This is a genomic window from Bacillus sp. BK450, from assembly GCF_004364885.1.
Taxonomy (GTDB): Bacteria; Bacillota; Bacilli; order Bacillales; family Bacillaceae; genus Bacillus; species Bacillus safensis.
The window spans coordinates 222056-243193 of record NZ_SOBQ01000005.1 but is presented as its reverse complement, the minus strand read 5'-3'; the positions used below and the strand labels follow the sequence as shown (position 1 = coordinate 243193).

The window sequence follows — 21138 nt, the reverse complement described above, 5'->3', positions numbered from 1 at the left end:
TAATTTCTCCATATCTTACATGATGATGATGGATTGTGTAAAGCTTTATTTTGTGCAGTGATAAGAAAATTCATTCTTTAAATATAATATTGCGCGTATTCACTTGGGCTGTATTCAATTTGAAACGCAGGAGATAAGGCTCGTTTCACTTCTTCAGTGATACGCTCTCCTTCTTGATTGAACTTCCTTTCCATGTCTACGCCATTTGGCAGCAAATCATCGGTCTCTTCGTCAAACCAGCGGCCATACTGTATGTTCCAATTCCAGATCTTTGAGAAAAGAGTATCACTCATTGGTACATCATCTCTTTCTAAATGACATTCGCAATACCCACACTGAAAAGGTTCACCGTAATCTCCTTCAATTTTCACAAAAGGATGATCTACAAACTCTCGACAGCATACCCATTTTTTGAAGTTCTGACCGAACTCTGTCAGTTTAATTGAGTAATAACGCATGGAAGTTCGTTTTCCTTTCATGTCAAAAATGCCTTGATCAATTAATGTCTTGATTCGATACTCAATAAAATCATCGCCGATATACTGATCTAAATAACCGATGATTTCTCCTATTAAACGTGGAGTTTTGATGAATTCCTCTTCAGGCTCAGACTGATGAACCCGCTTGGCCATTTTCACTAAATAAGCATCAAATTCATCTTCTGGTACGCTGATCACTTGTCCTTTTTTCCATATCCGCAGCGTATGATTTTCTTTAGCAAGTGAAAGCCATTCATTTTGTAATCTTTCTCTCTCTTCTTTTGTCACTGGGTGAATATGCTCTTTACTCTCATACAAAATTTTAAATTTTTCAGATGCGATTTCTCCGGAATGTCGAATATCCATTCTTCTTGTATTTGTATTGAACAGCTGATCAAATGCTGTCGTTGTATTGATTACTGACAATTCTATGCTTTTCTCTTTTAATAAATAGACGGCATATCGCAAGCCAATTTGCTCATGGGCATTACTGCCTGTCCAGAGAAGTATACGACTGCCAGCTTTTATTTCTTTTATTTGCTGAAGCATTCTGTGCTGATCATTGACCATGTCGTCAAAATAGCCATATTCATTTGACATCACGTTACGCAGCCATTCTATACGGTTCGCTTGTCCTTTATGTTCGTGTAAATGTAGAAGTGGTCCAATCGAATAAATATCATCAAAAGCGATGATATCATCTATTTGATCTTGCTTCATTTCACGTACTGCTTGTTTTAAACTACCGGCAGCTGCCGCCCCAAATATGATATGTATCATTATTCGTCTCCCTTTATCTTACAGTTTATTTCATCTTCTCCTCTTCATGGTGCTTGCGTCAATTCTATCGAGTCAATTTCATTCAAAAGTATGACAAGGAGATCAGGTATTTACAGAAGTAATAAAGCAGAAGTGCAGAAATAAGAATTTTTATAAAAAAAAGCCCACGAAATGGGCCAAGGAACTACCCTAAATAAGTAGTTCCCACAATACAAAACTAAATTTGTATGTTCACTAGTGAAATCGTTCATGTTACCTTCCTTGCTCCATCACCTTCAAACTCTTCTGCTGAGAGATTCGATCAAACGCCACCATCAAGATGGTCATGAGTAAAGCGAGAGGAACCGTTCCAGCGCTGATCCAGCTCAAGTGCAGTATAGATGTCCTGCTCAATACAAGCCCTCCTAATCCCGAGCCTAAAGCAAATCCGAATTGAATAAATGATGTATTGACACTTAATGCGATATCAGGAGATTTGGGTACAAGTGTGACGAGATACAGCTGCTGAGCTGGAGATGTGCTCCATGTAGCAATCATCCATATCATGATCACCGCCACCATGACCACGAGATTCCCTGTCACAAATGCTAGCAGCATCAGCATGATGATTTGTAGAATAATTCCGGAGAAAATCGTGAATGTTGGGCCTTTTTTATCTGCTGCAACCCCTCCAAGACTGGAGCCCAAAAAGCTGCATATTCCCGCTAGTAATAAAATGCCGCTGATTTCTGTGATGCTAAGGTTTGCTGATTCTTGCAGGAAGGGCGTTAAATAGGTAAATAAAGTGGAATATCCGCCTACATAAAAGAGTGTAACTGCCACTGCAAGCAAAATTCGCTTATCTTTTAATATCGATAATTGCATACCTAGCGTCACCGGTTCTTGTTCTTTCATAGAAGGTATGCGCCTATACACAACAATCAGCGGAATGAGCGTGATCAATCCAATGGCTGCAAATAATGCTTTCCATCCAATCATGCTGCTTAGAAATGTCCCGATTGGCACACCTAAAACTAAGGAACTGCTTAATCCCATTAAAATGATGCCAATCGCTGTTCCTCTTTTTTCTCGTTCGACAAGACGAGTGGCCACTGCCATTGCCACCACAATGGCCGTCCCCCCACTAATTCCTTGTAAAACCCTAGTCATCAGCACCATTTCAAACGAATGGCTGACACTTGTGATGATATTACTTAAAGTAAAAATGATCAGCATCCATGATAATATTTTTCTGCGGTCGATATTGATGGTCAGTGCAATGACAATCGGCGCGCCGATTGCTGCTGAGAGCGCTAATGATGTGACCAATAAACCAGCAGCAGATGTCGTGACCTGTAAATCATCTGCGACCATTTGAATAATGCCTGTAATGATATATTCGATCGTTCCAATTAAAAAGGCTGCTAAAGCAAGTAAATAGACAACGGCTTTATTTTTCATCGTGGCTTTTCTCCTTTGGACAATGTTTACGATTTGACTTCATTTTTTATAGGAATTTGAATTTCAATGAGTCTTCCTTTTTCATTTTCAGACAATGGGTAATAAATCTCTCTCCCCGGCTGATCTTCTTTCACGCGGTATCCGTTATGTTCAATCCATGTCGCCAGATCAACACAAGCAGTTTGTGCAAATGGAGAATCTGAATGAAATAAGAGCGTCGCCATGGTTTCTTCAGCTGGTAACGTACGCATCGTGATACCCTGAGGCAGAGAGCCCCTTAGCGCTTTCGCTGAATATCCCACCTCAAATTCGAACTCACTTTCTTGAGCAAGTGATTCCCTCCACAGCACGATTTGCGGCTCCGAGTTCAAGTCTTGCGGATGTTTATGTAACAAATGATGAAACGTTTGAAAGAATGTTGGGATTTCGTCAACAGTTCCGTTGGATTGAAAAGACATGATGTTTTTACTTTCAACCGATTTGATGATGACCTCCTGTTCTTTTTCAACACACCCCTCTCGTTTGATGAGGTGCATCCGCTCCTTAATACGCGCTAATTTCTGCTGTTCTCTCTCGATCAATTGCTGAATCTCACTCTCTTTCAAGAGAAACATGCCCTGAATCTGCTCGACAGAAATATCTTCACGAAGAAGCTGACCCATTTGCTTTAACGTAAAACCTAATTCCTTGTACAGAAAAATCCGATTGACCTCAAGCAGCTGTTCAGCTGAGTAATACCGGTATCCGGATTCTTGATCGATCTGCTTAGGCTTTAATAAATCTATTTGGTCATAATACCTTAAGGTTTTGACAGGGACCTTACTTAACATAGAAAAATCACCGATTTTAAACATCCTGTATCTCCTCCGTTTTGTTGATCTGATCAAAGTATAAACCTTTCAGTAAAGGGGAAAGTCAACAGAAGAATTTCATTTGCATAATCATTTGATGAAGTTGAATAAATTTTTCAAAAGCGCAAAAAGCCTAGATTTCTCTAAAATCTAGGCTTTGCCTCTTATCCTAAAATTTTTTCTAACAATCCCATCTGCTCAACAATCTTCATATCATTCATAAATCGTTCCAAACTTAATTTATTCTCTTTTTGTAAGTCTGTAGAATAACCTAAGCATATATTAAAAATACGATCTAACCTTTCACCGACTCCACTATAAAAATAATTTGTCAGAACTCCACTATTTTCACTTGCAAGAACCACAACTGTGGCCATCTCTAATACATACTCAATATCTTCTTTAGAAATCGTTCGATCCTTTTTATTAGCATTAATGAATTCATGACTATGAATAGAACGAATCCTACCTTCAAGTAAATCGAGTATAGACTTCTTATAAATGACATACACACTGTGAATATGACTTTTATCAGGACAATAGGGATCTTGTAAGATGAATTTTATACGTTCATCTTCTTTTTCAATTTTTATTGCATCAAGATCATATAATAATATTTGATCAATTTCTTCTATTTTCATAGGAGGAAAAGTATCGGCTACATTTGTTTTATTTTTCATATGATCACTCCAAAAATTGAAATAAACCGCTCACCGCTCTTACTCCAAACAATCCAATCTTTCAAGATACTTTAACATGTCTCCACTTTTAAAAGAACCCAATATGGCACCATCGCAAAACCGCTCAGCACTCACCACTCCCATGATGAAGGCAAGTATACATTGCGCATTTAAATGTGAGAGGTCCACATTCTCGATATCGTTCAATCCACCTTCAATGCCATTTTCTTTGAGGATTTCTCTGTAGCGGATAAGCTCCAGCTCTTGATGTTGTTCCGCAAAGATATAGACATCTTCGATAAAGCGTTGGACCGTTTCAGAATAATGCACAAAAGGCATCTGGATTGGGCGTTCAGCTGTTCCATCATTTTCTTGGTCGATCACCCATTCTCCGATATGGTCCTCGCGGAGCATCGGTATGTATTTTGTTAGAATCTCGAATTGACTCATTTCCATCCTCCTCTACCTCATTCATATGGTTTACTCTGATCGACACCTACGGATCAGTATATAAAAAAATCCGTGATTATCCTACCAGCTAGACACCAGTATTCAAATCACGGACAGTTTTATTCACTTCACTTTTTTACACTCTTACCATTGATACAACGGTCTCTACATGCGCCGTATGCGGAAACATATCAACTGGCTGCATGTATTCGATTTTGTAGTCTTTTGACATGTATTGAAGGTCTTTTGCTAGTGTGGATGGGTTGCAAGAGACGTAGACAAAGCGTTTTGGTTTGACTTGTTTGACGGTGTCTAAGAAGGTGCGCTCGCAGCCTGTTCTTGGCGGGTCGACGACGATGACGTCAGGACGGAAGCCTTCTTTGACCCATTTTGGCAGCCAATGTTCAGCTGTTCCTGTTACATAGGTCGCGTTTTTCATGCCGTGTTTTTTGGCATTTTTCTTGGCATCATCAATCGATTCTTTGATGACATCCATTCCTCGTACTTCTTTGGCGCCTTCTGAAAGCCACATCCCAATGGTCCCAACACCGCAATACGCATCGACAACCTTTTCTTTACCTGTCAATTTGGCCGCTTTTTTCGCTTCATCGTAAAGCTTTAGCGTCTGCTTTGGATTCAATTGGAAGAAAGCACGAGCACTCAATTCAAAGGAGACGTCTCCTAAAAATTCTTGAATGACCATATTGCCAGCTAGGTGAGATGTTTTATGGCCGAAGATAACCGACGTTTTTTCACCATTGATATTGTGCATGATAGACGTCACTTCAGGCAGTCGTTTTTGAATGGCTTCTGCGATTTCTTTTTTCTTTGGAAATTCAGGTTTTGATGTGACAAGAACGACTTGTACTTCACCTGTTTCAAAGCCGACACGCACGACAATCGAGCGTACGTCGCCTTTTCTTGTCCGTTCATTGTAGACAGATACGCCGAATTTCTCTAAAATTTTGCGGACAACGCCCGTTGTTTTGTTCGTTTTTGGATGCTGCACGATACATTCCTTGATCGGAACAAGCTTATGAGAATTCAATCCGTAAAGTCCTGCAATGATGTCTCCGCTGTGAGAACGACCTACTTGGAACTGACTTTTGTTTCGGTAATGCCACGGATCTTCCATACCGATCGTTGGCCGAATATCAAGCTTTTCAACCGATAGCTTTGTATGGCGCTCCATTGATTGAATGACAATATCACGCTTTTCATTTAGCTGCTGCTCATACGCCAAATGCTGAAGCTGACAGCCGCCGCACTGTTCGTATACTGGGCATGGCGGTTTGACTCGATGCTCGGAGCGCTTTCGCACTTTCCTCACTGTACCTTCTGCATATTTTGCTTGGACATTCGTTGCTTCAACGACCACTTCCTCACCTGGAAGTGCACCTGGGACAAAGACCACTTGCTTTTTAAAATAACCGACCCCTTCACCATTAATGCCAAGGCGTTTAATGGTAAGCGGGAACTGCTGTCCCTTTTGCAAAAGGGCACCTTGCTGTTTTTCTTTCACTTTATTCTCTCCGTTCTATTTGAACCCTTAATAGGTTGTCTTCATTTTATTCCATCTCATTAGTATACCACGTCTTAGACAAAGAGAGAAAATGCCTTTCATTTATTTATCTGTCTCAATGCTTCTCCATAAATATAAAGAAGCGTAGCTTAAATATGGGGTCCATTCCTTGCTTAGCGCTGACATCTCTTCTTTTGTCGGTTTTTCAGGCAGGTCGAAGTGCCGTTTGATTGCATTTTGAATGCCGATATCTGCCATCGGAAAAAGATTTGGTCTTCCAAGCCCATTCATGAGCACATTTTGAACCGTCCAAGGTCCGATCCCTCTAATCGGAAGCAATCGCTCTTCCACCTCCAAATCAGATAAATCGTGTAATTCCTCTAAACAAAGTGAGCCGCTCACAATTCGTTTCGATACATCGATGACATATTCTGCTTTTCGCTGACTAAATTGAAGCTTTCTCAAATCATCTGTTTCAAGAGAGGCAATGGTTTCTGGTAAAGGATCAAACCATACACCTTCTATTTGCTCTCCGTACGTATGGACAAATCGTTTCGTGAGCTCGTAAGCAAACGAAAGATTAAGCTGCTGATGAATGATACATTTCATTAAACAATGATATAAATGGAAATCCAGCATGAGCGGCGTTCCGATATGCTGCTCAAAAATGGGCGCTAGATTGGTTTGAGAAAAATGGTCTTGAATTATGTGTAATTGATGCTCCATGCCAAATATCCGTTTCACCTCAGAAAGAAGGGGTTCCTCGGGACCGTTTGCCCGCACCCGGAACGTAGGCGCATCTTTTGTTCCAGTAGCTTGAACGATGACCACATAAGGTTTTTGCTTTAATCTGATCGGCACTTTGATTTCTCTTTGATTCAAATCGACTGCTTTTAATGGATCACTTGATAAGCGTCTAAGCACTTGATCGAAATGATACGGCGGCTCTACCACCAGCTGTTTTTCCCACATACATGTCCTCTTCCTTTCTGCAAACATACGCAGATGTGATTGTTTCATTTTGCATGAATGATTCTCTAGATTGAATACTTTTAAACATAAAGAGTACAAGAATTTATCAGTTATATCTTCCTTATTTGTGGTCATTCTCCTTTTGGATAGACGAAAGTTTTTAGTCGAATTCAGCTAAAATTCGACAGCCTCCTACAACATTTTAGGCTCATTTTCCTTAAATTAGAAATAGAACCTCTGGGTGATATCTTCCATTCCAAAAAAATTTGTATAATTATTACATATCAAGGAGGTGAACAAAGAAATTAGCGGATTAGGCAATCATTTGTTTTATCTTGCAGGAACATATTTACCTCATTGATGACCGGCTTCACTTAGTTTCACATTTTACAAAAAAGAAGACCCAAAATTTAAAAACAAAGGAGATCCGACCAATGAAAAAAACAATTCTTTCTGTTGCCCTTGCCACTGCTGTTTCTTCGACACTGCCAGTATTCGCTGACGCTGCTGAGCCAAAAACTTCAGCACCTGTTTCTACTACACTTCAGCAAACTGTCTTAAACAAAGCTGCTGAAGGTAAAGCATCTACAACTGCAGGAAACGTTAATATTAACTTTGATGTACTTGGTATTGCAAATGCATTAATTAATGCTGCAAATGCTAACACAAACCGTGAAGGCTTTGTCAAAGGATTAATGGAGTCTGCTTTCTATGCTGCTGGCGCAAAATACAATGTCATGGTATTTAACTTAAGCCAAGGTTATGAGACTCGTTTCAACGGCGTCAAAACGTTTGCTACTGTGAAATACGGAAGTATTACGTACGGAGTCTGGGTATTCGAAAATGGATCTTTCACAAACAAAGGTGACGGCGGCTACATCAACTGGGCATTTAGAGGCTGGTTCGACCGTAATGGTGGTTTCGTCAACTTCCGTCGTCCTTAATTCTCGGTTTTATCCATCAATCATACACGCACATTGAACCGATCTCAAAAATGAGATCGGCTTTTTTTTATGAAGAAAACGTATAAGTTCACCGGTGCTGCTTCATGATATAATGCAAGTCTGGAGGGGTGCACATGCTGAGAAAACTTGCAGTGACAAAAAACGGCGACTTGATTGAACATGCAACATTGCAGCAGCTTTCAAGCCCCGATATCGCCTGGTATTGGATTGATTTTCATGCGCCAACGGAAAAGGAAGCAGCGCTTTTAAAGGAATATTTTCATTTCCATCCACTCGCGATTGAAGATTGTTTTCATTATTTACAGCGGCCCAAGCTTGATTTTTATGAAGGGTATTTGTTTTTCGTGCTGCATGCCCTTAATCAAAAAACGCTTCGTTCTGAGGAAGTCGATCTGTTTGTTGGTGAAAACTATATCGTGACCTTTCATTTGAAGGAAGCACCGTACGTTGAACGTGTGATTCGAAAGCTCAAAGGGTCTGATAAAGCGAGAAACAGCGGACCTGAGCATATAGCCTACATGCTGATTGATCAGCTTGTTGATGATTATTTCCCTATTATTTATCAAATTGAAGACAGGCTGAATGAAATTGAGGATGAAGAAGGGCATAAAACGTATGGCACGTTGATGAACGAAGTATTCGGGATTCGCTCAGATTTACTTAAACTGCGAAGAACGATTATCCCGATGAGGGACCTTTTATATCGTATTGTGAACACAAATATGATGAAAAGCGATACAAACCGCCAGGCGTATTTTAATGATATTTATGATCATCTATTAAAACTAACCGAAATTGTTGAGTCAAACCGTGATATGACAGCCGATTTACGAGACAGCTATCAGACGCTGAATTCCAACCGGATGAATGCGATTATGATGACATTGACCATTGTGTCGACCATTTTTATTCCACTGACCTTTATTGTTGGGGTGTACGGAATGAACTTTGACAACATGCCTGAATTACACTGGAAATACGGCTATTTTGGCGTGCTGATATTCATGGGTCTCCTCGTCTCGGGGATGCTTTTGTGGTTTAAACATAAAGGGTGGTTCAGGATTTTTAAATAGTGTTGACTCTTTTTCAAATCATCACCCTCTTTTTTATCGTAAAAATAGAGAGGGATAATCAAAAAGCCTGCAGGTCTTCTGCAGGCTTCTTTCTATAGCTGTGGCAGATGCCATACTTTTTCAAGCATGAGATCGTCTAGGCTTTTAAAGGAATATCCTTGTTTTTTCAGAGCGGTGATGGCATCATCCAGCGCTTCGGCATTGTCTCTTGAGACGGTATGAAGTAAGTAAATGGCTCCTGGGTGCGCCTGCTTCATCATTTGATCGTAAGCATACTGTTTTCCTTTTTGATGATGGATATGCCAGTCCACAAATGCCACTGACCAGAAAACGGTTTGGTATCCGAGCTGTTTTGTTTCTTTTAGTACCCTTTCACTGAACACACCGCGCGGCGGACGAAGGTAGAGGTTATCTTGTTTTCCTGTGATTTTGTACACAGTTTCATTGACACGGTCCAGTTCTTCTTTGATTTCTTTCGTACTTTTTGTTGTTAAATCAGGATGATGATAGGAATGGTTGCCAATGATATGACCTTCTTCTGCCATACGTTTGACAAGCCCGGGCTGGTCCTTTACAAAATGACCTGTCACAAAAAAGGTGCCTGGTACTTGATGTTTTTTCAGCACGTCTAAGATCTTGGGCGTGTACCCATTTTCATAGCCATTGTCGAAGGTAAAATAAATTTCTTTCTTTTTCGTGTTGCCTAAATAGAACGCCTCATACTTTTTTAACAGTGCCGTTAATTCTTTGCCCGCATCCGGCGGCCTGTGCTCTTTACTTTTCGCAAATCCCCAGTGGATGGGCTTATTAGACACGGCTGCCGCTTCTGAGAGAGGCATGGAAACAAAAAGCGCACATAAACAGATCAGCATGTATTTTTTCATTTACGTCACTTCCCGGTTTTTCTTCTATTGTGCAGAATAAGACCGAGACTCATACACCGATTCACCTGCCAATTTAAAGAAAAAAGCCCGCATCACGCGAGCTATTCTTCCTTCCAATCGTTTTTAAACCGTTCATATTTCGCTTCCAGGTCGTCAATCATCTGGATCAGTCTGTCTATATCCTCAACGTCTGTTGATTCGGGATCTAATGAATCAATCACATTCATAAACATATCTAATCGGTTCTTTAAATAATCAACCTGCTGCTCTTTGCTGTCTGCTGCCTTACCCATCGATACACTCCCTTTAGCATTTGTTTATAGCTTATCTTTTTTTCCCTTGCAAATCAATTGTGTCCCCCTTGCGTATAACCGTGATGAGGCTTAAAATTAACTGTTGGCGGGTCTACGTTTGCCCGAATGAAAAGGAGATAGATACCATGAACCAAAAAACAGCACTTCGTCCGATTACACCTGCATACGACCCCTGGGAAGCCTATCTTGATGTGCAGGATTACGGAGAAATGAAGCTGACAAATATTGAATTTACGACAACAACGCTGTGTAACATGAGATGCGAGCATTGTGCGGTCGGCTATACCTTACAGCCTAAGGATCCGAATGCGCTGCCGATTGATTTGTTACTTCGCCGTTTAGATGAAGTTCCGCTTCTGCGCTCACTTAGTATTACAGGCGGAGAGCCCATGCTTTCTCTTAAATCTGTACGGGAATATGTCGTCCCTTTATTAAAGTATGCCCATGAACGCGGCGTCCGTACACAAATCAATTCAAATTTAACCCTTGATTTGGCGCGATATGAAGAAATTATTCCATACTTAGACGTCCTTCACATTTCACATAACTGGGGCACTGTCGAAGAGTTTGCAACGGTCGGCTTTGCCATGATGGATCGAAAACCAACCTTTGAGCAGCGCGAGAAATTATTTAACCGCATGATTGAAAATAGTCAGGCACTTGTCAAAGCGGGCGTAACCGTATCCGCTGAAACCATGCTGAATAAGCGCACGCTTCCATATATCGAACACATCCACCGGCAAATCGTCGAGGAAATGAAATGCCAGCGCCACGAAGTTCACCCGATGTACCCAAGTGATTTCGCCAGCGCCCTTGAATCATTGACACTTCCGCAAATGCGGGATGCGATTCATCAGCTGCTTGATATTCGTGATCAAAACACCTGGATGCTGTTTGGCACCCTGCCATTTTATTCATGCAGTACAGATGAAGAAGACCAGCGTCTCCTCAACCGATTGCGCCAGGAGAAAAATGTCACGGTACGAAATGACCCTGATGGGCGCTCACGGTTGAATGTGAATATTTTTGATGGGAATATTATTGTGACAGACTTTGGCGATACTCCGCCGCTTGGAAACATTGCAACTGATACATTGCAATCAGCCTATACACGCTGGATGGACACAAAATTAGCAAAAGAACTGAATTGTCATTGCCCGAGCGTGCAATGCCTCGGTCCGAATGTTCTAGTGAAAAACAGCTATTATCAAGATGTTGATTTTACTTCTCGAACAGCCAGGGGGTAACCGATAGATGGACGATACATTTCTGACAGTGGTCAAAAATAAATATATTGAAATTCTCCTTGTTGGACTCGTTCTTTGGCTTGCCGTCTTTATGATTAACAAAGCCCTTCAAATTTTCTTTAAACGAACTGAGTTTATAGAGGACAAGAAGAAGAAAACGATCGAGAGCTTGGTGAAATCGGTCACGCAGTACACCGCGTCGATTTGCTTTGTGCTCTATGTCATTTCTCTTTTCTTTCATGACTTCGGGAAAATTCTTGCGGGTGCTGGTGTTGCTGGGATCGTCATCGGTTTTGGCGCACAGACACTGATTCGTGATATTTTAGCAGGCGTTTTTCTTATCTATGAACGTCAGATTCATAAAGGGGATTATGTGACGGTGAATAACCTCTTTAATGGAACCATTGAAGAGATTGGTCTCCGCTCTCTGCAAATTAGAGAATGGAGCGGCAAGCTGTTAACCATTTCTAACGGAGATATCCGGCAAATCCAAAACTATAACATGCACTACATGCGGATTACGGAATCTGTGTTAATTAGCGCGAATCAAAACCCTGATATCGCCTTTCAAGCACTTGAATCAGCATGTGACAATTTAAATCAAATGCATCATGATTTTCTTAAAAAAGATGAATTCCAAAACGCCATTGAACCCTTTCAGGTTCATGGAATTATGGGCTTAAATAAGCTGAATCGCGGGATTGAAATCACAGTAAAGGGAATGGTCGAAGACGAAAAATACTTCGAAGCCGCCCTCGCTGTGCGAAAAGAAATGATCAAACAACTTCATCAGCATGATGTCAAATTGCTTGAGGATCTCGCTTATCCCCAGCCTGCAAAATAACCTCATTTATGATGGGGTTATTTTTTTATATACAAGTAGCCGGGCTGACTCGGGCTTGCGAGAAACATGGAACACTTGAACATTCGCTAACAATTCTCTTCATTCCAGCCCTCTTACTTCTATCCTCTTGACTGATTCATGTATAATAGATAGCAGAATGATTTCATGCAGCATGGGGACCCTCATACTGTGTATTTTCTAAGTGAAAGAGAGTGAATAAGATGGGTCGTAAGTGGAACAACATTAAAGAAAAGAAAGCATCAAAGGATGCCAGTACAAGTCGTATTTACGCAAAATTCGGGCGTGAAATCTATGTGGCTGCCAAACAAGGTGAGCCAAACCCAGAATCAAACCAAGCACTTCGTTTTGTCCTAGAACGTGCAAAAACATATAGTGTCCCAAAACACATTGTGGACCGTGCCATTGAAAAAGCCAAAGGCGGTGCGGAAGAGAACTTCGATGAGCTGCGCTACGAAGGATTTGGTCCAAACGGTTCAATGGTGATCGTTGATGCCCTCACCAATAACGTGAACCGTACAGCTTCAGATGTTCGAGCAGCATTTGGGAAAAACGGTGGAAACATGGGCGTAAGCGGCTCTGTTGCCTACATGTTCGACCAAACAGCTGTCATCGGTGTCGAAGGAAAAAGTGAAGAAGAAACGCTTGAGCTTTTAATGGAAGCAGACGTTGATGTACGTGACATCATGGAAGAAGATGAAACGGTGATTGTGTACGCTGAACCAGATCAATTCCATCAAGTACAAGAAGCATTCAAACAAGCCGGCGTAGAAGAATTCACTGTCGCTGAAATCACAATGCTCCCGCAAAACGAAGTGACGTTAGATGATGAATCAAAAGCACAATTTGAAAAGCTGATCGATGTATTAGAAGAGCTTGAAGACGTGCAGCAGGTTTATCATAATGTGGATTTAGGGGAATAAAAAATTTAAGCCATAGTAGTCGTTGAGTTCATTCAACTTCTACTATGGCTTTTTATATTTTCTTTAAAAATCATGGATAAAGCGTTAATGTCTCTTCTATTGATAAAAGGAGATTAATTCATCCCTTGAAACCCAAACGTCAAGTGATCCTGAACAGGAATCCAAGCGCCGATTCCTTGTGAGGTCACGTTTTTCACGACGAGTTTTCGTTTATTTCCTTTTAGTACAAGGTACACTTCTCCGTATGTGACCTTACCTTTTTCGTTAATCGCTGGTGCATAGGCATGAAGCGATGCTGCTTTTTTCGGAGAGACGTGGTATGACTGATCTCGTTTTGTTCCTGCACCAATCACGGTGTCAAAAGCGAGGGGCAGCTTTGTTTTTTGAATCGCTTTTTGCATCATCAATGTTTTCACATCTTCTGGGTTCGGCACTTTTGCTGTGAGGCCTCCGCTTACTTTCACTTGCTGCTTTTGAACGTATTTTCCAATGGCTGTTTTGTTGCCGCCTCTGTTATCAATGTGGTTCGTATTCACTTTTTTGTATTCCCAGTTGGCGACCGTTTCGTTTGAATCGTAGCTCAGCGCCCATCTCCCGAGGAAAACGGTCGCACGGTATCCAACAGCTAATGGCGTCCCTGAAATGCTGGATTCATTCAGCATTTTAATCAAATGAGTGTTCTCAATCGGTACACTTGTTGTTTTGAACAATTCAGCCGTCAGCTCGCTCGGCTGGAGCAGCGGCTGATCCTGTGACGCGTTTGGATACGTATTCTCCTTGGAGATACTGGCGACAGAGGATGGCACTTTAAATTGCTTTGCCGCTTCTGCTGGAAAGCTGTATAGAAAACTTAAGGATAAGAGAACAACAAACATGATGCGGAGCATCTTTTTCATATCATCACTCTTTCTCATTCATTTTTCCATAGTATTTTCCGCAAAGACGTCCCTTATCCACAAAAGATTATAAAAGGAAAAATCCAATCGCCATAATAAAATAGGCAGCGAGTAATGTGGCGCCTTCAAACCAGTTTGTATCCCCATCATTTGATAAAATCACCGTGAGCAGCACAGAGGATGCCATCGCAATGAGCTCTGGCAAGGAGAAAATGAGCGGCATCTGCTTATCAAAAAATAGCGAGCTGATGACAAGGATTGGCGCGACCATCATGGCAACCTGAAGCGTGGAGCCAAAGGCAATTTCCACTGCTACATCCATTTTGTTTTTATACGCCATGATGACAGCTGAGGCATGTTCTGCGGCGTTGCCGACGATGGCCACAATAATGACACCGATAAACAGCTCACTCCAGCCAAACTGTTCTCCTACCGTATCAAATGTATGAACAAGGCGCTCTGAAATGTACGCAACTGCGATCGTCGAAAGCAGCAAAATCACGGTGGCAAACTTGCCAGACCATTCAGGTGTTTCTTCTTCCGTCTCCGCTTCACCTTGCACGCTCTCCTGCTTAGCAACATAGACACCGCGGTGACTGACTAGTTTGAAATAAAGCGCCGCAACATAAAGCAAAATCATCACAATGCTGATCCCAATGCTCAAAACAAACTGTTTATTCTCTGCCATCTCCACCGAAAACACTTCTGGAACGACAAACGCTACAATGATGGCAAACATGAGCAAGCCTGAATTGTGCCTTGCATCATGGACATTGAACACTTGGCGCTTATATTTTAATCCGCCAACAAAAAAAGACAGCCCCGCCACAAGCAGTAAATTTCCGATGACTGATCCAGTTAATGAAGCAAGTACAATGGCCGTCAGTCCTTGCTTTAAGGCAAAAAACGATATGATTAATTCCACTGCATTTCCGAATGTGGCGTTTAAAAGTCCGCCAATTCTAGGTCCCGCAATGATGGCAAGACTTTCTGTGGCTCTTCCCATAAAACTAGCAAGACCAATAATGGCGATACAATAAACGGCAAACATGATGACCTGCGGGAAATGAAGAAAACTGCCAATCACCGATAGCGGAACACCGATTGCGACAATTACAAGAAACAAACGATTCATACAGCCATTCTCCTTTACATATGTCTGACTGTTATTCTTTCGTGAGTGCCGGCATCGTATACATTTTAGATTCGCGCGTGTGAGAAAGTGATATCAATACTCCCTTTCACAGACTGCACCATAGAGCAATGCTTCAATGCAAGGGTGATCACTTTATCGATTTGTTCATCAGATGTATTGATGTCTTCAAATAAGATATGTAAATGAATGCAGGAAATTTTATTTACAGCTCCTACCCTTGTCGTTTCAGGTGTGATCGTCAGCCCTTCATAGGATATTCGCTTTTTACGGCATACATGAATAAGCATTTCTCCAAAGCAGCCTGCAATGGCTGAGGTGAACAATTGAGATGGGCGGAACCCCAGTTCTTCTGTTCCTGAAATAGGCAGCTGCCTGTCCTCAATATGTGCGATCCAATGATCCTTTTTGTATGTCAGCGTCATTCGTTTTCCACCTTTCTATTGAAACCCCTATGGTTCCATTGTACGATGAAAGCATGAACTTGTAAGGAGCATCTTATGTCGAGAATTCACTTTATGATTTTAATTTTACTTGTATCCGTATCTGGTTTTTCACAGGGGGCATTACTTCCTGTCATTTCCATTATCTTTGAACATGCCGGTACTTCTCCTACGTTAAACGGACTGCATGCCACAGGCTTATATCTCGGTGTACTGCTTGCGTCTCCTTTTATGGAAGCACCGCTTCGCCGGTTTGGATTTAAGCCATTAATCGTCATTGGAGGCGCCGCTGTCTTTTTAAGCTTATTTAGCTTTGTGTTTTTTGAATCTTATGTCGTCTGGTTCTTCCTCCGGCTCATGATCGGGATTGGTGACCATATGCTGCATTTCTCTACACAGACGTGGGTGACCTATGCTTCATCATCAAGAAATCGCGGACGAAATATTTCATTGTATGGATTATCGTTTGGACTCGGTTTTGCCGCCGGCCCTTTTTTAACGCCGCTCATTGAGATCAATCCAGCCTTGCCTTTTATTGTTTCTGGTGCCGTTAGTTTATGTATTTGGCTGCTTGTGTTTGTTTTAAAAAATACATATCCAGATACAGGCGAAGTGCAAACGTCAGAGCAGACAAACAGTTTGAAGCGCTTTAAAAAGGCCTTTCAATTTGGCTGGGTCGCCTTTATGATGCCATTTTGCTATGGCTTTTTAGAAACGACGCTCAATAGTAACTTCCCGGTATATGCGCTAAGAAGCGGTGTGACAGTAGATGCGGTTGCATTTATTTTACCTGCGTTTGCCATTGGGAGCATTGTCTTTCAGCTTCCTCTTGGGATGCTCAGTGACCGGTTTGGCAGGCGCCGCATCATTTTATGTGTGACACTCGCTGGATCATTCTTTTTCCTTTTGGCAGGGATTTTCATTCAATCCGTTTTGGCTGTAGCCATCTGTTTCTTTATTGCCGGAATGGCTGTAGGCTCTACCTTCTCACTTGGCATCAGTTATATGACCGACTTATTGCCAAAGCATCTGCTTCCCGCCGGGAATCTAATGTGCGGAATGGCGTTTAGTGCAGGCAGTATTCTCGGGCCGGTACTCGGAGGATTCTTTGTGCAAACGTTTGAAGGAATGAATTTACTTTACCTTGTCAGCATCGTCATATTATTTGTGTTTTGCTGCGTTCGATTTGGGAGAACGACGGCAGTGGTGGAAAGTCACTAAAATGGAGGGTCAATCGTTGTTTACATATAACATCACAAATGAGGTGACTTTGGCATCTCTACAATTAGATGATGCGGACACACTATTTAGCCTTATTCAAAAGAATAAGGCCCATTTAGGGGAGTGGCTGCCTTGGGTTCATCACTGCCAAAGCGTAGAAGCTGTCAAAACGTTTATTCAATCAACTCAAACCACTTACGATGAACAAAAAGGATTGGAAGCTGGCATTAAGCTGAATGAGCAATTAATCGGTGTGTTCCGGCTGACATTTGATCAACAATTAGGCAATATCGGTTATTGGATTGATGAAGATGCGCAAGGACAGGGCATTGTGACAACCATCGTGAAATATATGACAGATACCTTTGCTCCTAAAGTCGATGGATTTGAAATTTTTTGCCCTGCTGGCCATGTCAGAAGTGAACGTGTAGCGATAAACGCAGGATTTCAGCATGATCCTCACTACCAGTCAAAACCTGATACAGCTTTTATCCTTAAGCGATATATACGATCGTCGAAATAAAAACTCCCCTGCACCTATGCAGAGGAGTTTTTTTCATTTAATGATAACCATTTTGCCCGTTTGCACTGCCGCTTGTTTTGTGCTTTGGCTGATGGCCTTTGTTTTGTTTCGTGTTGCTTCCGCCTTTTTTCGATTGTTTGGACATATGTGATTCCCCCATCCATCAAGATTGAACATGTTCGTTCTTCTTTAGGATGCCCGGATTTCTTCACACCTTGCCTGGTACGATTTTACGCTTATGTAAAAGCGCATTGAGCTCGCCGCCAAGGATAATCATGATGCCGGTTAAATAGAACCAGATCATTAAAATAATGATTCCCCCAATACTTCCGTACATCGCACTGTAGTTGGCAAACTCGCCTACGTAAAATGAGAACAGCATGCTGACCAAAATCCAACCAATCGATGCAAAAATCGCGCCTGGCAGAACAAATTTCAATTTCAGTCTAATGTTTGGGGCGAAATAGTACAAGGCTGTAAACACAATCAATAAAATCAGCGGGCTAATGATCCACCTCATGGCCGTCCAAATGGTGAGAAAGGCATCTGACTGCCCGACTAGTTCAGCGAGAAATAAGCCAAGTTCTTTTCCAAAGACAGGCAGCATTAAGGCAAAAATAATCGTGAGAACCATTGCGATGGTTAAGATGATTGATGTTAAACGTACGAGAATGAAGGAACGATTTTCCTCAACTTCGTAAGCATGGTTAAATGCTCTGACGACGGCATTAATCCCGTTAGATGCAGACCAAAGGGCGGCAATAATCCCGAATGACAGCAATCCGCCGTTACGGCTGTTCAGTGTCTCTTCGGCAATGGATTCAATCATCGAAAGCGCTCCTTCTGGCGCATAACCAGAGATGACGCTTAGGACATCCTTCGACGTCAGCGGCAAATATCCAACGAGCGTCAGCACGAAGATGAGAAACGGAAATAATGAAAGCAAAAAGAAGTAAGCAAGCTCAGCAGATTTTGCCGGTCCTTCATGCAGCAAAAAGCGTTCAATTAACGCTTTGATAAAACCCATACGCCTCATCTCCAATGATCAATCTTTCTATTTCGATCGAAAGTGATCCTTTGTTTCTTCAATAATCTCTAATACTTTTGGGGTTGTTTCCTTTAACTGATTGACTTGTTCATTTAAAAATGACAAATCATCTGAGACTGTTCGCATCAGCTGCTTCGTTTCTTCCATTTTTTCTTTCATACAAGCAGAAATTCTGGCTGGCTCCTGACGGTATTCCGCCAGCTTTTCCTGACAGTCATCCCATTTGTCTTTGAGCGCGATTCTCGTTGGCCGATGAAATAATGTCAGCAGTGCACCGCAAGCTGCTCCTATCACAGCTCCTCGAAGCATGATTTGATTTTTTTCTTCCATCTCGTCTGATCTCCTTTCAGTTAAAGGTGTTTCTCTTTTTTTACATACGTCAAAAAACGATCAATTCCTTTTTCAATTAAATCATGTACTTCCTCAAAGTTTCCAGTGTAATAAGGGTCTGGCACATCATCTCGATCGTCGTCTTCAACAAAGTCAAGAAGACGGCCAATAAAGTGATGTTTCCCATAGCCGGCTATACTGCGAAGTGCCCCTACATTTTCAGCATCCATCGCAATGATATAGTCGTATGCTGTGATGTCCTCATCTATGATTTGTCTTGCGGACATCCCTTCATAGCTGATCCCTTTTTCATCAAGCAGCTTTCGTGTTCCTTCATGCGGAGGACTGCCTTGATGCCAGCCGCCAATGCCTGCTGAATCAATGACAAAGTGCTCGCTTAGCCCCTCATCTTCTACTCGTTTTCTAAACATGGCCTCTGCCATCGGTGATCTACAAATATTGCCAAGACATACGAATAATACATGAATCATCCTTCATTCTCCTCCTATCTTTTCCCTAAGAACTGCTTTCGAAAACCTTTTCTCTATCATATCAAGCCCTTTTTCTTTTGAAAACTTTGCAAGAAAAGCTCTCATCGCCATTGACAAAATACACAAAAACAGGAGAAACTTTAGGAGAATTACACAAACAAAGGGGGATATTAGATGGGAATAATTGAGCAGTTTGTCACGACGATGAACAATTTTTTGTGGGGACCTCCCCTGTTGATTTTAATTGTTGGTACTGGAATATACCTCACCTTTCGCATTCTCTTCATTCAAATTAGATTACTTCCTTATTCTTTAAAGCTCGCTTTTTCAAAACAAGACAAAATGTCAGAAGGAGATATTTCACATTTCCAAGCGTTAATGACGGCTCTTGCTGCAACTGTCGGTACAGGGAATATCGTCGGTGTGGCCTCCGCTGTTATAGCCGGTGGTCCTGGTGCAGTTTTCTGGATGTGGTTTGCTGCATTTTTCGGGATGGCCACCAAGTTTGCAGAGGCTGTTCTTGCTGTAAAATACAGAGTCAAAAATGAAAAAGGCGAAATGTCTGGCGGACCTATGTATTATTTAGAGCATGGATTAAAACAGAAATGGCTAGGGGTGCTATTTGCTGTTTTCGGTGCCAGTGCTGCCTTTGGGATCGGCAACCTGGTCCAGTCTAATTCCATCTCAGGCGTCATGAATTCTACTTTTCAAATTCCAACATGGGTAACAGGTATCATCATTACGGCTTTTACAGCACTTGTGATTTTAGGCGGAATCAAAAGCATTGGCCGGGTCACATCTATCTTTGTACCTGTCATGGCTTTATTTTACGTCATTTGCGGTCTAATCATTCTTGTTATGAATGCTGATCTTGTTCCAGGCGCAGTCAGTCTTATTTTCTCAGATGCCTTTACTGGTCAAGCCGTAGCAGGGGGTGCAATTGGGACTGTCATTCGCTGGGGTGTCGCACGAGGAGTTTTTTCCAATGAAGCAGGTCTTGGGTCAGCACCAATTGCTGCTGCAGCTGCGAAAACGGATATGCCTGCACGCCAGGCACTCGTCTCTATGACACAAGTGTTTATTGATACCATCATTGTTTGTTCTATCACTGGCATTACCATTGTCATGGCAGATATGTATTTAACAGTGAAAAGTGATGCGCTGACTTCGTTATCCTTTGCTCACTTCCTCGGTCCAGCTGGCTCAACCATTGTGGCAATCGGACTGCTCTTGTTTGCCTATTCAACCATCATTGGCTGGTCCTATTATGGCGAAAAATGCTTTACATATTTGGCGAAAGATTCATATGTGATGTATTATCGAGTTGTGTTTGTTATTGCTGTCTTTTTCGGTGCCGTGTTTAAGAATGATTTCGTCTGGGGCGTAGCGGATATGCTAAACGGACTGATGGCTGTTCCTAACTTAATCGGCCTCATCGGTTTATCTGGGGTTGTCGTGTTTGAATCAAAACGAATCATTGAAAAAATTAAACAGGAGAAAAAAGAGAAAAACATCTCGGTGTCGTCTTAATAGCCCTTTTATTCTTTTGCTTTTCTGTTAAAATAGACATATTATTCAACACATATGCAGG

At 41.7% G+C, this 21138-nt stretch carries 23 protein-coding genes and 1 other annotated feature (1 of these 24 running past the window's edge); of the genes, 8 read left to right on the top strand and 15 right to left on the bottom strand.

Features of this window, described 5'->3' with window-relative positions:
* Positions 1-3 (bottom strand) — a binding site (T-box leader) (it extends 222 nt beyond the left edge of the window).
* Between the two features lie 74 nt (positions 4-77).
* The 7 genes from EV579_RS16680 to EV579_RS16650 form a co-directional block, all read right to left on the bottom strand.
* Positions 78-1259 carry a DUF1835 domain-containing protein gene (locus EV579_RS16680; protein ID WP_133744879.1) on the bottom strand — a complete coding sequence of 394 codons (1182 nt, stop codon included), beginning with the start codon at positions 1257-1259 and terminating at the stop codon, positions 78-80.
* Between the two features lie 252 nt (positions 1260-1511).
* Complete coding sequence (locus EV579_RS16675; protein WP_133744878.1) at positions 1512-2699, bottom strand: MFS transporter; 1188 nt, start codon at positions 2697-2699, stop codon at positions 1512-1514.
* Between the two features lie 26 nt (positions 2700-2725).
* Positions 2726-3553, bottom strand: coding sequence for a MerR family transcriptional regulator (locus tag EV579_RS16670; protein ID WP_133744877.1), 828 nt, complete (start codon positions 3551-3553; stop codon positions 2726-2728).
* A 161-nt stretch (positions 3554-3714) separates the two neighbouring features.
* Positions 3715-4230, bottom strand: coding sequence for a hypothetical protein (locus tag EV579_RS16665; protein ID WP_044334679.1), 516 nt, complete (start codon positions 4228-4230; stop codon positions 3715-3717).
* A gap of 39 nt (positions 4231-4269) precedes the next feature.
* A complete protein-coding gene (locus EV579_RS16660; RefSeq protein ID WP_044334677.1) occupies positions 4270-4680 on the bottom strand; it encodes a DUF6508 domain-containing protein in 411 nt (136 codons plus the stop codon).
* A gap of 136 nt (positions 4681-4816) precedes the next feature.
* Complete coding sequence (rlmD, locus tag EV579_RS16655; RefSeq protein WP_133744876.1) at positions 4817-6202, bottom strand: 23S rRNA (uracil(1939)-C(5))-methyltransferase RlmD; 1386 nt, start codon at positions 6200-6202, stop codon at positions 4817-4819.
* Positions 6203-6304: 102 nt separating this feature from the next.
* A complete protein-coding gene (locus EV579_RS16650) occupies positions 6305-7174 on the bottom strand; it encodes a DNA-3-methyladenine glycosylase family protein (RefSeq protein WP_024425255.1) in 870 nt (289 codons plus the stop codon).
* Between the two features lie 434 nt (positions 7175-7608).
* On the opposite strand from EV579_RS16650, the gene EV579_RS16645 reads away from it, so the two are divergent.
* A complete protein-coding gene (locus EV579_RS16645; protein ID WP_024425256.1) occupies positions 7609-8118 on the top strand; it encodes a hypothetical protein in 510 nt (169 codons plus the stop codon).
* Between the two features lie 134 nt (positions 8119-8252).
* A complete protein-coding gene (gene corA, locus EV579_RS16640) occupies positions 8253-9212 on the top strand; it encodes a magnesium/cobalt transporter CorA (RefSeq protein WP_025093503.1) in 960 nt (319 codons plus the stop codon).
* Positions 9213-9304: 92 nt separating this feature from the next.
* Here the strand turns inward: corA and pdaA are convergent, their stop codons facing one another.
* Both pdaA and EV579_RS16630 read right to left on the bottom strand, forming a co-directional pair.
* Positions 9305-10096 carry a delta-lactam-biosynthetic de-N-acetylase gene (gene pdaA / locus EV579_RS16635; RefSeq protein ID WP_133744875.1) on the bottom strand — a complete coding sequence of 264 codons (792 nt, stop codon included), beginning with the start codon at positions 10094-10096 and terminating at the stop codon, positions 9305-9307.
* Between the two features lie 101 nt (positions 10097-10197).
* Positions 10198-10389, bottom strand: coding sequence for an SE1561 family protein (locus EV579_RS16630; protein ID WP_012009274.1), 192 nt, complete (start codon positions 10387-10389; stop codon positions 10198-10200).
* A 146-nt stretch (positions 10390-10535) separates the two neighbouring features.
* Between EV579_RS16630 and yfkAB the strand changes: the two genes are divergently transcribed.
* From yfkAB to EV579_RS16615, 3 genes are all read left to right on the top strand, one after another.
* A complete protein-coding gene (gene yfkAB / locus EV579_RS16625; RefSeq protein ID WP_041106321.1) occupies positions 10536-11657 on the top strand; it encodes a radical SAM/CxCxxxxC motif protein YfkAB in 1122 nt (373 codons plus the stop codon).
* Positions 11658-11664: 7 nt separating this feature from the next.
* The gene (locus EV579_RS16620; protein ID WP_025093505.1) at positions 11665-12501 is read left to right on the top strand and encodes a mechanosensitive ion channel family protein; all 837 of its coding nucleotides are present in this window, start codon (positions 11665-11667) and stop codon (positions 12499-12501) included.
* Between the two features lie 221 nt (positions 12502-12722).
* Entirely contained in the window at positions 12723-13442 is a 720-nt protein-coding gene (locus tag EV579_RS16615) for a YebC/PmpR family DNA-binding transcriptional regulator (RefSeq protein WP_003218036.1), read from the top strand.
* A gap of 113 nt (positions 13443-13555) precedes the next feature.
* Here the strand turns inward: EV579_RS16615 and EV579_RS16610 are convergent, their stop codons facing one another.
* From EV579_RS16610 to EV579_RS16600, 3 genes are all read right to left on the bottom strand, one after another.
* Complete coding sequence (locus EV579_RS16610) at positions 13556-14338, bottom strand: YfkD famly protein (protein WP_133744874.1); 783 nt, start codon at positions 14336-14338, stop codon at positions 13556-13558.
* Positions 14339-14405: 67 nt separating this feature from the next.
* On the bottom strand, positions 14406-15473 hold the full coding sequence (cax, locus tag EV579_RS16605; RefSeq protein WP_044334656.1) for a calcium/proton exchanger: 1068 nt from the start codon (positions 15471-15473) through the stop codon (positions 14406-14408).
* A 65-nt stretch (positions 15474-15538) separates the two neighbouring features.
* Positions 15539-15916 (bottom strand): OsmC family protein, encoded by a 378-nt coding sequence (locus EV579_RS16600; protein ID WP_133744873.1) that lies wholly within the window; start codon positions 15914-15916, stop codon positions 15539-15541.
* Positions 15917-15991: 75 nt separating this feature from the next.
* Here EV579_RS16600 and EV579_RS16595 point away from each other — a divergent pair, with 75 nt between their 5' ends.
* Entirely contained in the window at positions 15992-17155 is a 1164-nt protein-coding gene (locus tag EV579_RS16595) for an MFS transporter (protein WP_041087254.1), read from the top strand.
* 16 nt (positions 17156-17171) lie between these two features.
* On the top strand, positions 17172-17678 hold the full coding sequence (locus EV579_RS16590; protein WP_133744872.1) for a GNAT family N-acetyltransferase: 507 nt from the start codon (positions 17172-17174) through the stop codon (positions 17676-17678).
* 208 nt (positions 17679-17886) lie between these two features.
* On the opposite strand, the gene EV579_RS16585 is transcribed toward EV579_RS16590, so the two are convergent.
* The 3 genes from EV579_RS16585 to EV579_RS16575 are packed head-to-tail and all read right to left on the bottom strand — an operon-like array spanning position 17887 to position 19547.
* Complete coding sequence (locus tag EV579_RS16585) at positions 17887-18705, bottom strand: YihY/virulence factor BrkB family protein (protein WP_024425272.1); 819 nt, start codon at positions 18703-18705, stop codon at positions 17887-17889.
* 27 nt (positions 18706-18732) lie between these two features.
* Complete coding sequence (locus EV579_RS16580; protein WP_041106306.1) at positions 18733-19056, bottom strand: YtxH domain-containing protein; 324 nt, start codon at positions 19054-19056, stop codon at positions 18733-18735.
* A gap of 20 nt (positions 19057-19076) precedes the next feature.
* Entirely contained in the window at positions 19077-19547 is a 471-nt protein-coding gene (locus EV579_RS16575; RefSeq protein WP_024425273.1) for a low molecular weight protein-tyrosine-phosphatase, read from the bottom strand.
* Between the two features lie 174 nt (positions 19548-19721).
* Here EV579_RS16575 and EV579_RS16565 point away from each other — a divergent pair, with 174 nt between their 5' ends.
* Positions 19722-21077: an alanine/glycine:cation symporter family protein gene (locus EV579_RS16565; RefSeq protein ID WP_122631769.1), complete on the top strand. Its 1356-nt coding sequence runs from the start codon at positions 19722-19724 to the stop codon at positions 21075-21077.
* The last annotated feature ends 61 nt before the right edge of the window (positions 21078-21138 follow it).

What these genes read in the sequence shown, in the direction of transcription:
- EV579_RS16680 (WP_133744879.1), bottom strand. Translation starts at nt 1,259, where the DNA reads ATGATACATATCATATTTGGGGCGGCAGCTGCCGGTAGTTTAAAACAA.
- EV579_RS16675 (WP_133744878.1), bottom strand. Translation starts at nt 2,699, where the DNA reads ATGAAAAATAAAGCCGTTGTCTATTTACTTGCTTTAGCAGCCTTTTTA.
- EV579_RS16670 (WP_133744877.1), bottom strand. Translation starts at nt 3,553, where the DNA reads ATGTTTAAAATCGGTGATTTTTCTATGTTAAGTAAGGTCCCTGTCAAA.
- EV579_RS16665 (WP_044334679.1), bottom strand. Translation starts at nt 4,230, where the DNA reads ATGAAAAATAAAACAAATGTAGCCGATACTTTTCCTCCTATGAAAATA.
- EV579_RS16660 (WP_044334677.1), bottom strand. Translation starts at nt 4,680, where the DNA reads ATGAGTCAATTCGAGATTCTAACAAAATACATACCGATGCTCCGCGAG.
- EV579_RS16650 (WP_024425255.1), bottom strand. Translation starts at nt 7,174, where the DNA reads ATGTGGGAAAAACAGCTGGTGGTAGAGCCGCCGTATCATTTCGATCAA.
- EV579_RS16645 (WP_024425256.1), top strand. Translation starts at nt 7,609, where the DNA reads ATGAAAAAAACAATTCTTTCTGTTGCCCTTGCCACTGCTGTTTCTTCG.
- corA (WP_025093503.1), top strand. Translation starts at nt 8,253, where the DNA reads ATGCTGAGAAAACTTGCAGTGACAAAAAACGGCGACTTGATTGAACAT.
- pdaA (WP_133744875.1), bottom strand. Translation starts at nt 10,096, where the DNA reads ATGAAAAAATACATGCTGATCTGTTTATGTGCGCTTTTTGTTTCCATG.
- EV579_RS16630 (WP_012009274.1), bottom strand. Translation starts at nt 10,389, where the DNA reads ATGGGTAAGGCAGCAGACAGCAAAGAGCAGCAGGTTGATTATTTAAAG.
- yfkAB (WP_041106321.1), top strand. Translation starts at nt 10,536, where the DNA reads ATGAACCAAAAAACAGCACTTCGTCCGATTACACCTGCATACGACCCC.
- EV579_RS16620 (WP_025093505.1), top strand. Translation starts at nt 11,665, where the DNA reads ATGGACGATACATTTCTGACAGTGGTCAAAAATAAATATATTGAAATT.
- EV579_RS16615 (WP_003218036.1), top strand. Translation starts at nt 12,723, where the DNA reads ATGGGTCGTAAGTGGAACAACATTAAAGAAAAGAAAGCATCAAAGGAT.
- EV579_RS16610 (WP_133744874.1), bottom strand. Translation starts at nt 14,338, where the DNA reads ATGAAAAAGATGCTCCGCATCATGTTTGTTGTTCTCTTATCCTTAAGT.
- cax (WP_044334656.1), bottom strand. Translation starts at nt 15,473, where the DNA reads ATGAATCGTTTGTTTCTTGTAATTGTCGCAATCGGTGTTCCGCTATCG.
- EV579_RS16600 (WP_133744873.1), bottom strand. Translation starts at nt 15,916, where the DNA reads ATGACGCTGACATACAAAAAGGATCATTGGATCGCACATATTGAGGAC.
- EV579_RS16595 (WP_041087254.1), top strand. Translation starts at nt 15,992, where the DNA reads ATGTCGAGAATTCACTTTATGATTTTAATTTTACTTGTATCCGTATCT.
- EV579_RS16585 (WP_024425272.1), bottom strand. Translation starts at nt 18,705, where the DNA reads ATGGGTTTTATCAAAGCGTTAATTGAACGCTTTTTGCTGCATGAAGGA.
- EV579_RS16580 (WP_041106306.1), bottom strand. Translation starts at nt 19,056, where the DNA reads ATGGAAGAAAAAAATCAAATCATGCTTCGAGGAGCTGTGATAGGAGCA.
- EV579_RS16575 (WP_024425273.1), bottom strand. Translation starts at nt 19,547, where the DNA reads ATGATTCATGTATTATTCGTATGTCTTGGCAATATTTGTAGATCACCG.
- EV579_RS16565 (WP_122631769.1), top strand. Translation starts at nt 19,722, where the DNA reads ATGGGAATAATTGAGCAGTTTGTCACGACGATGAACAATTTTTTGTGG.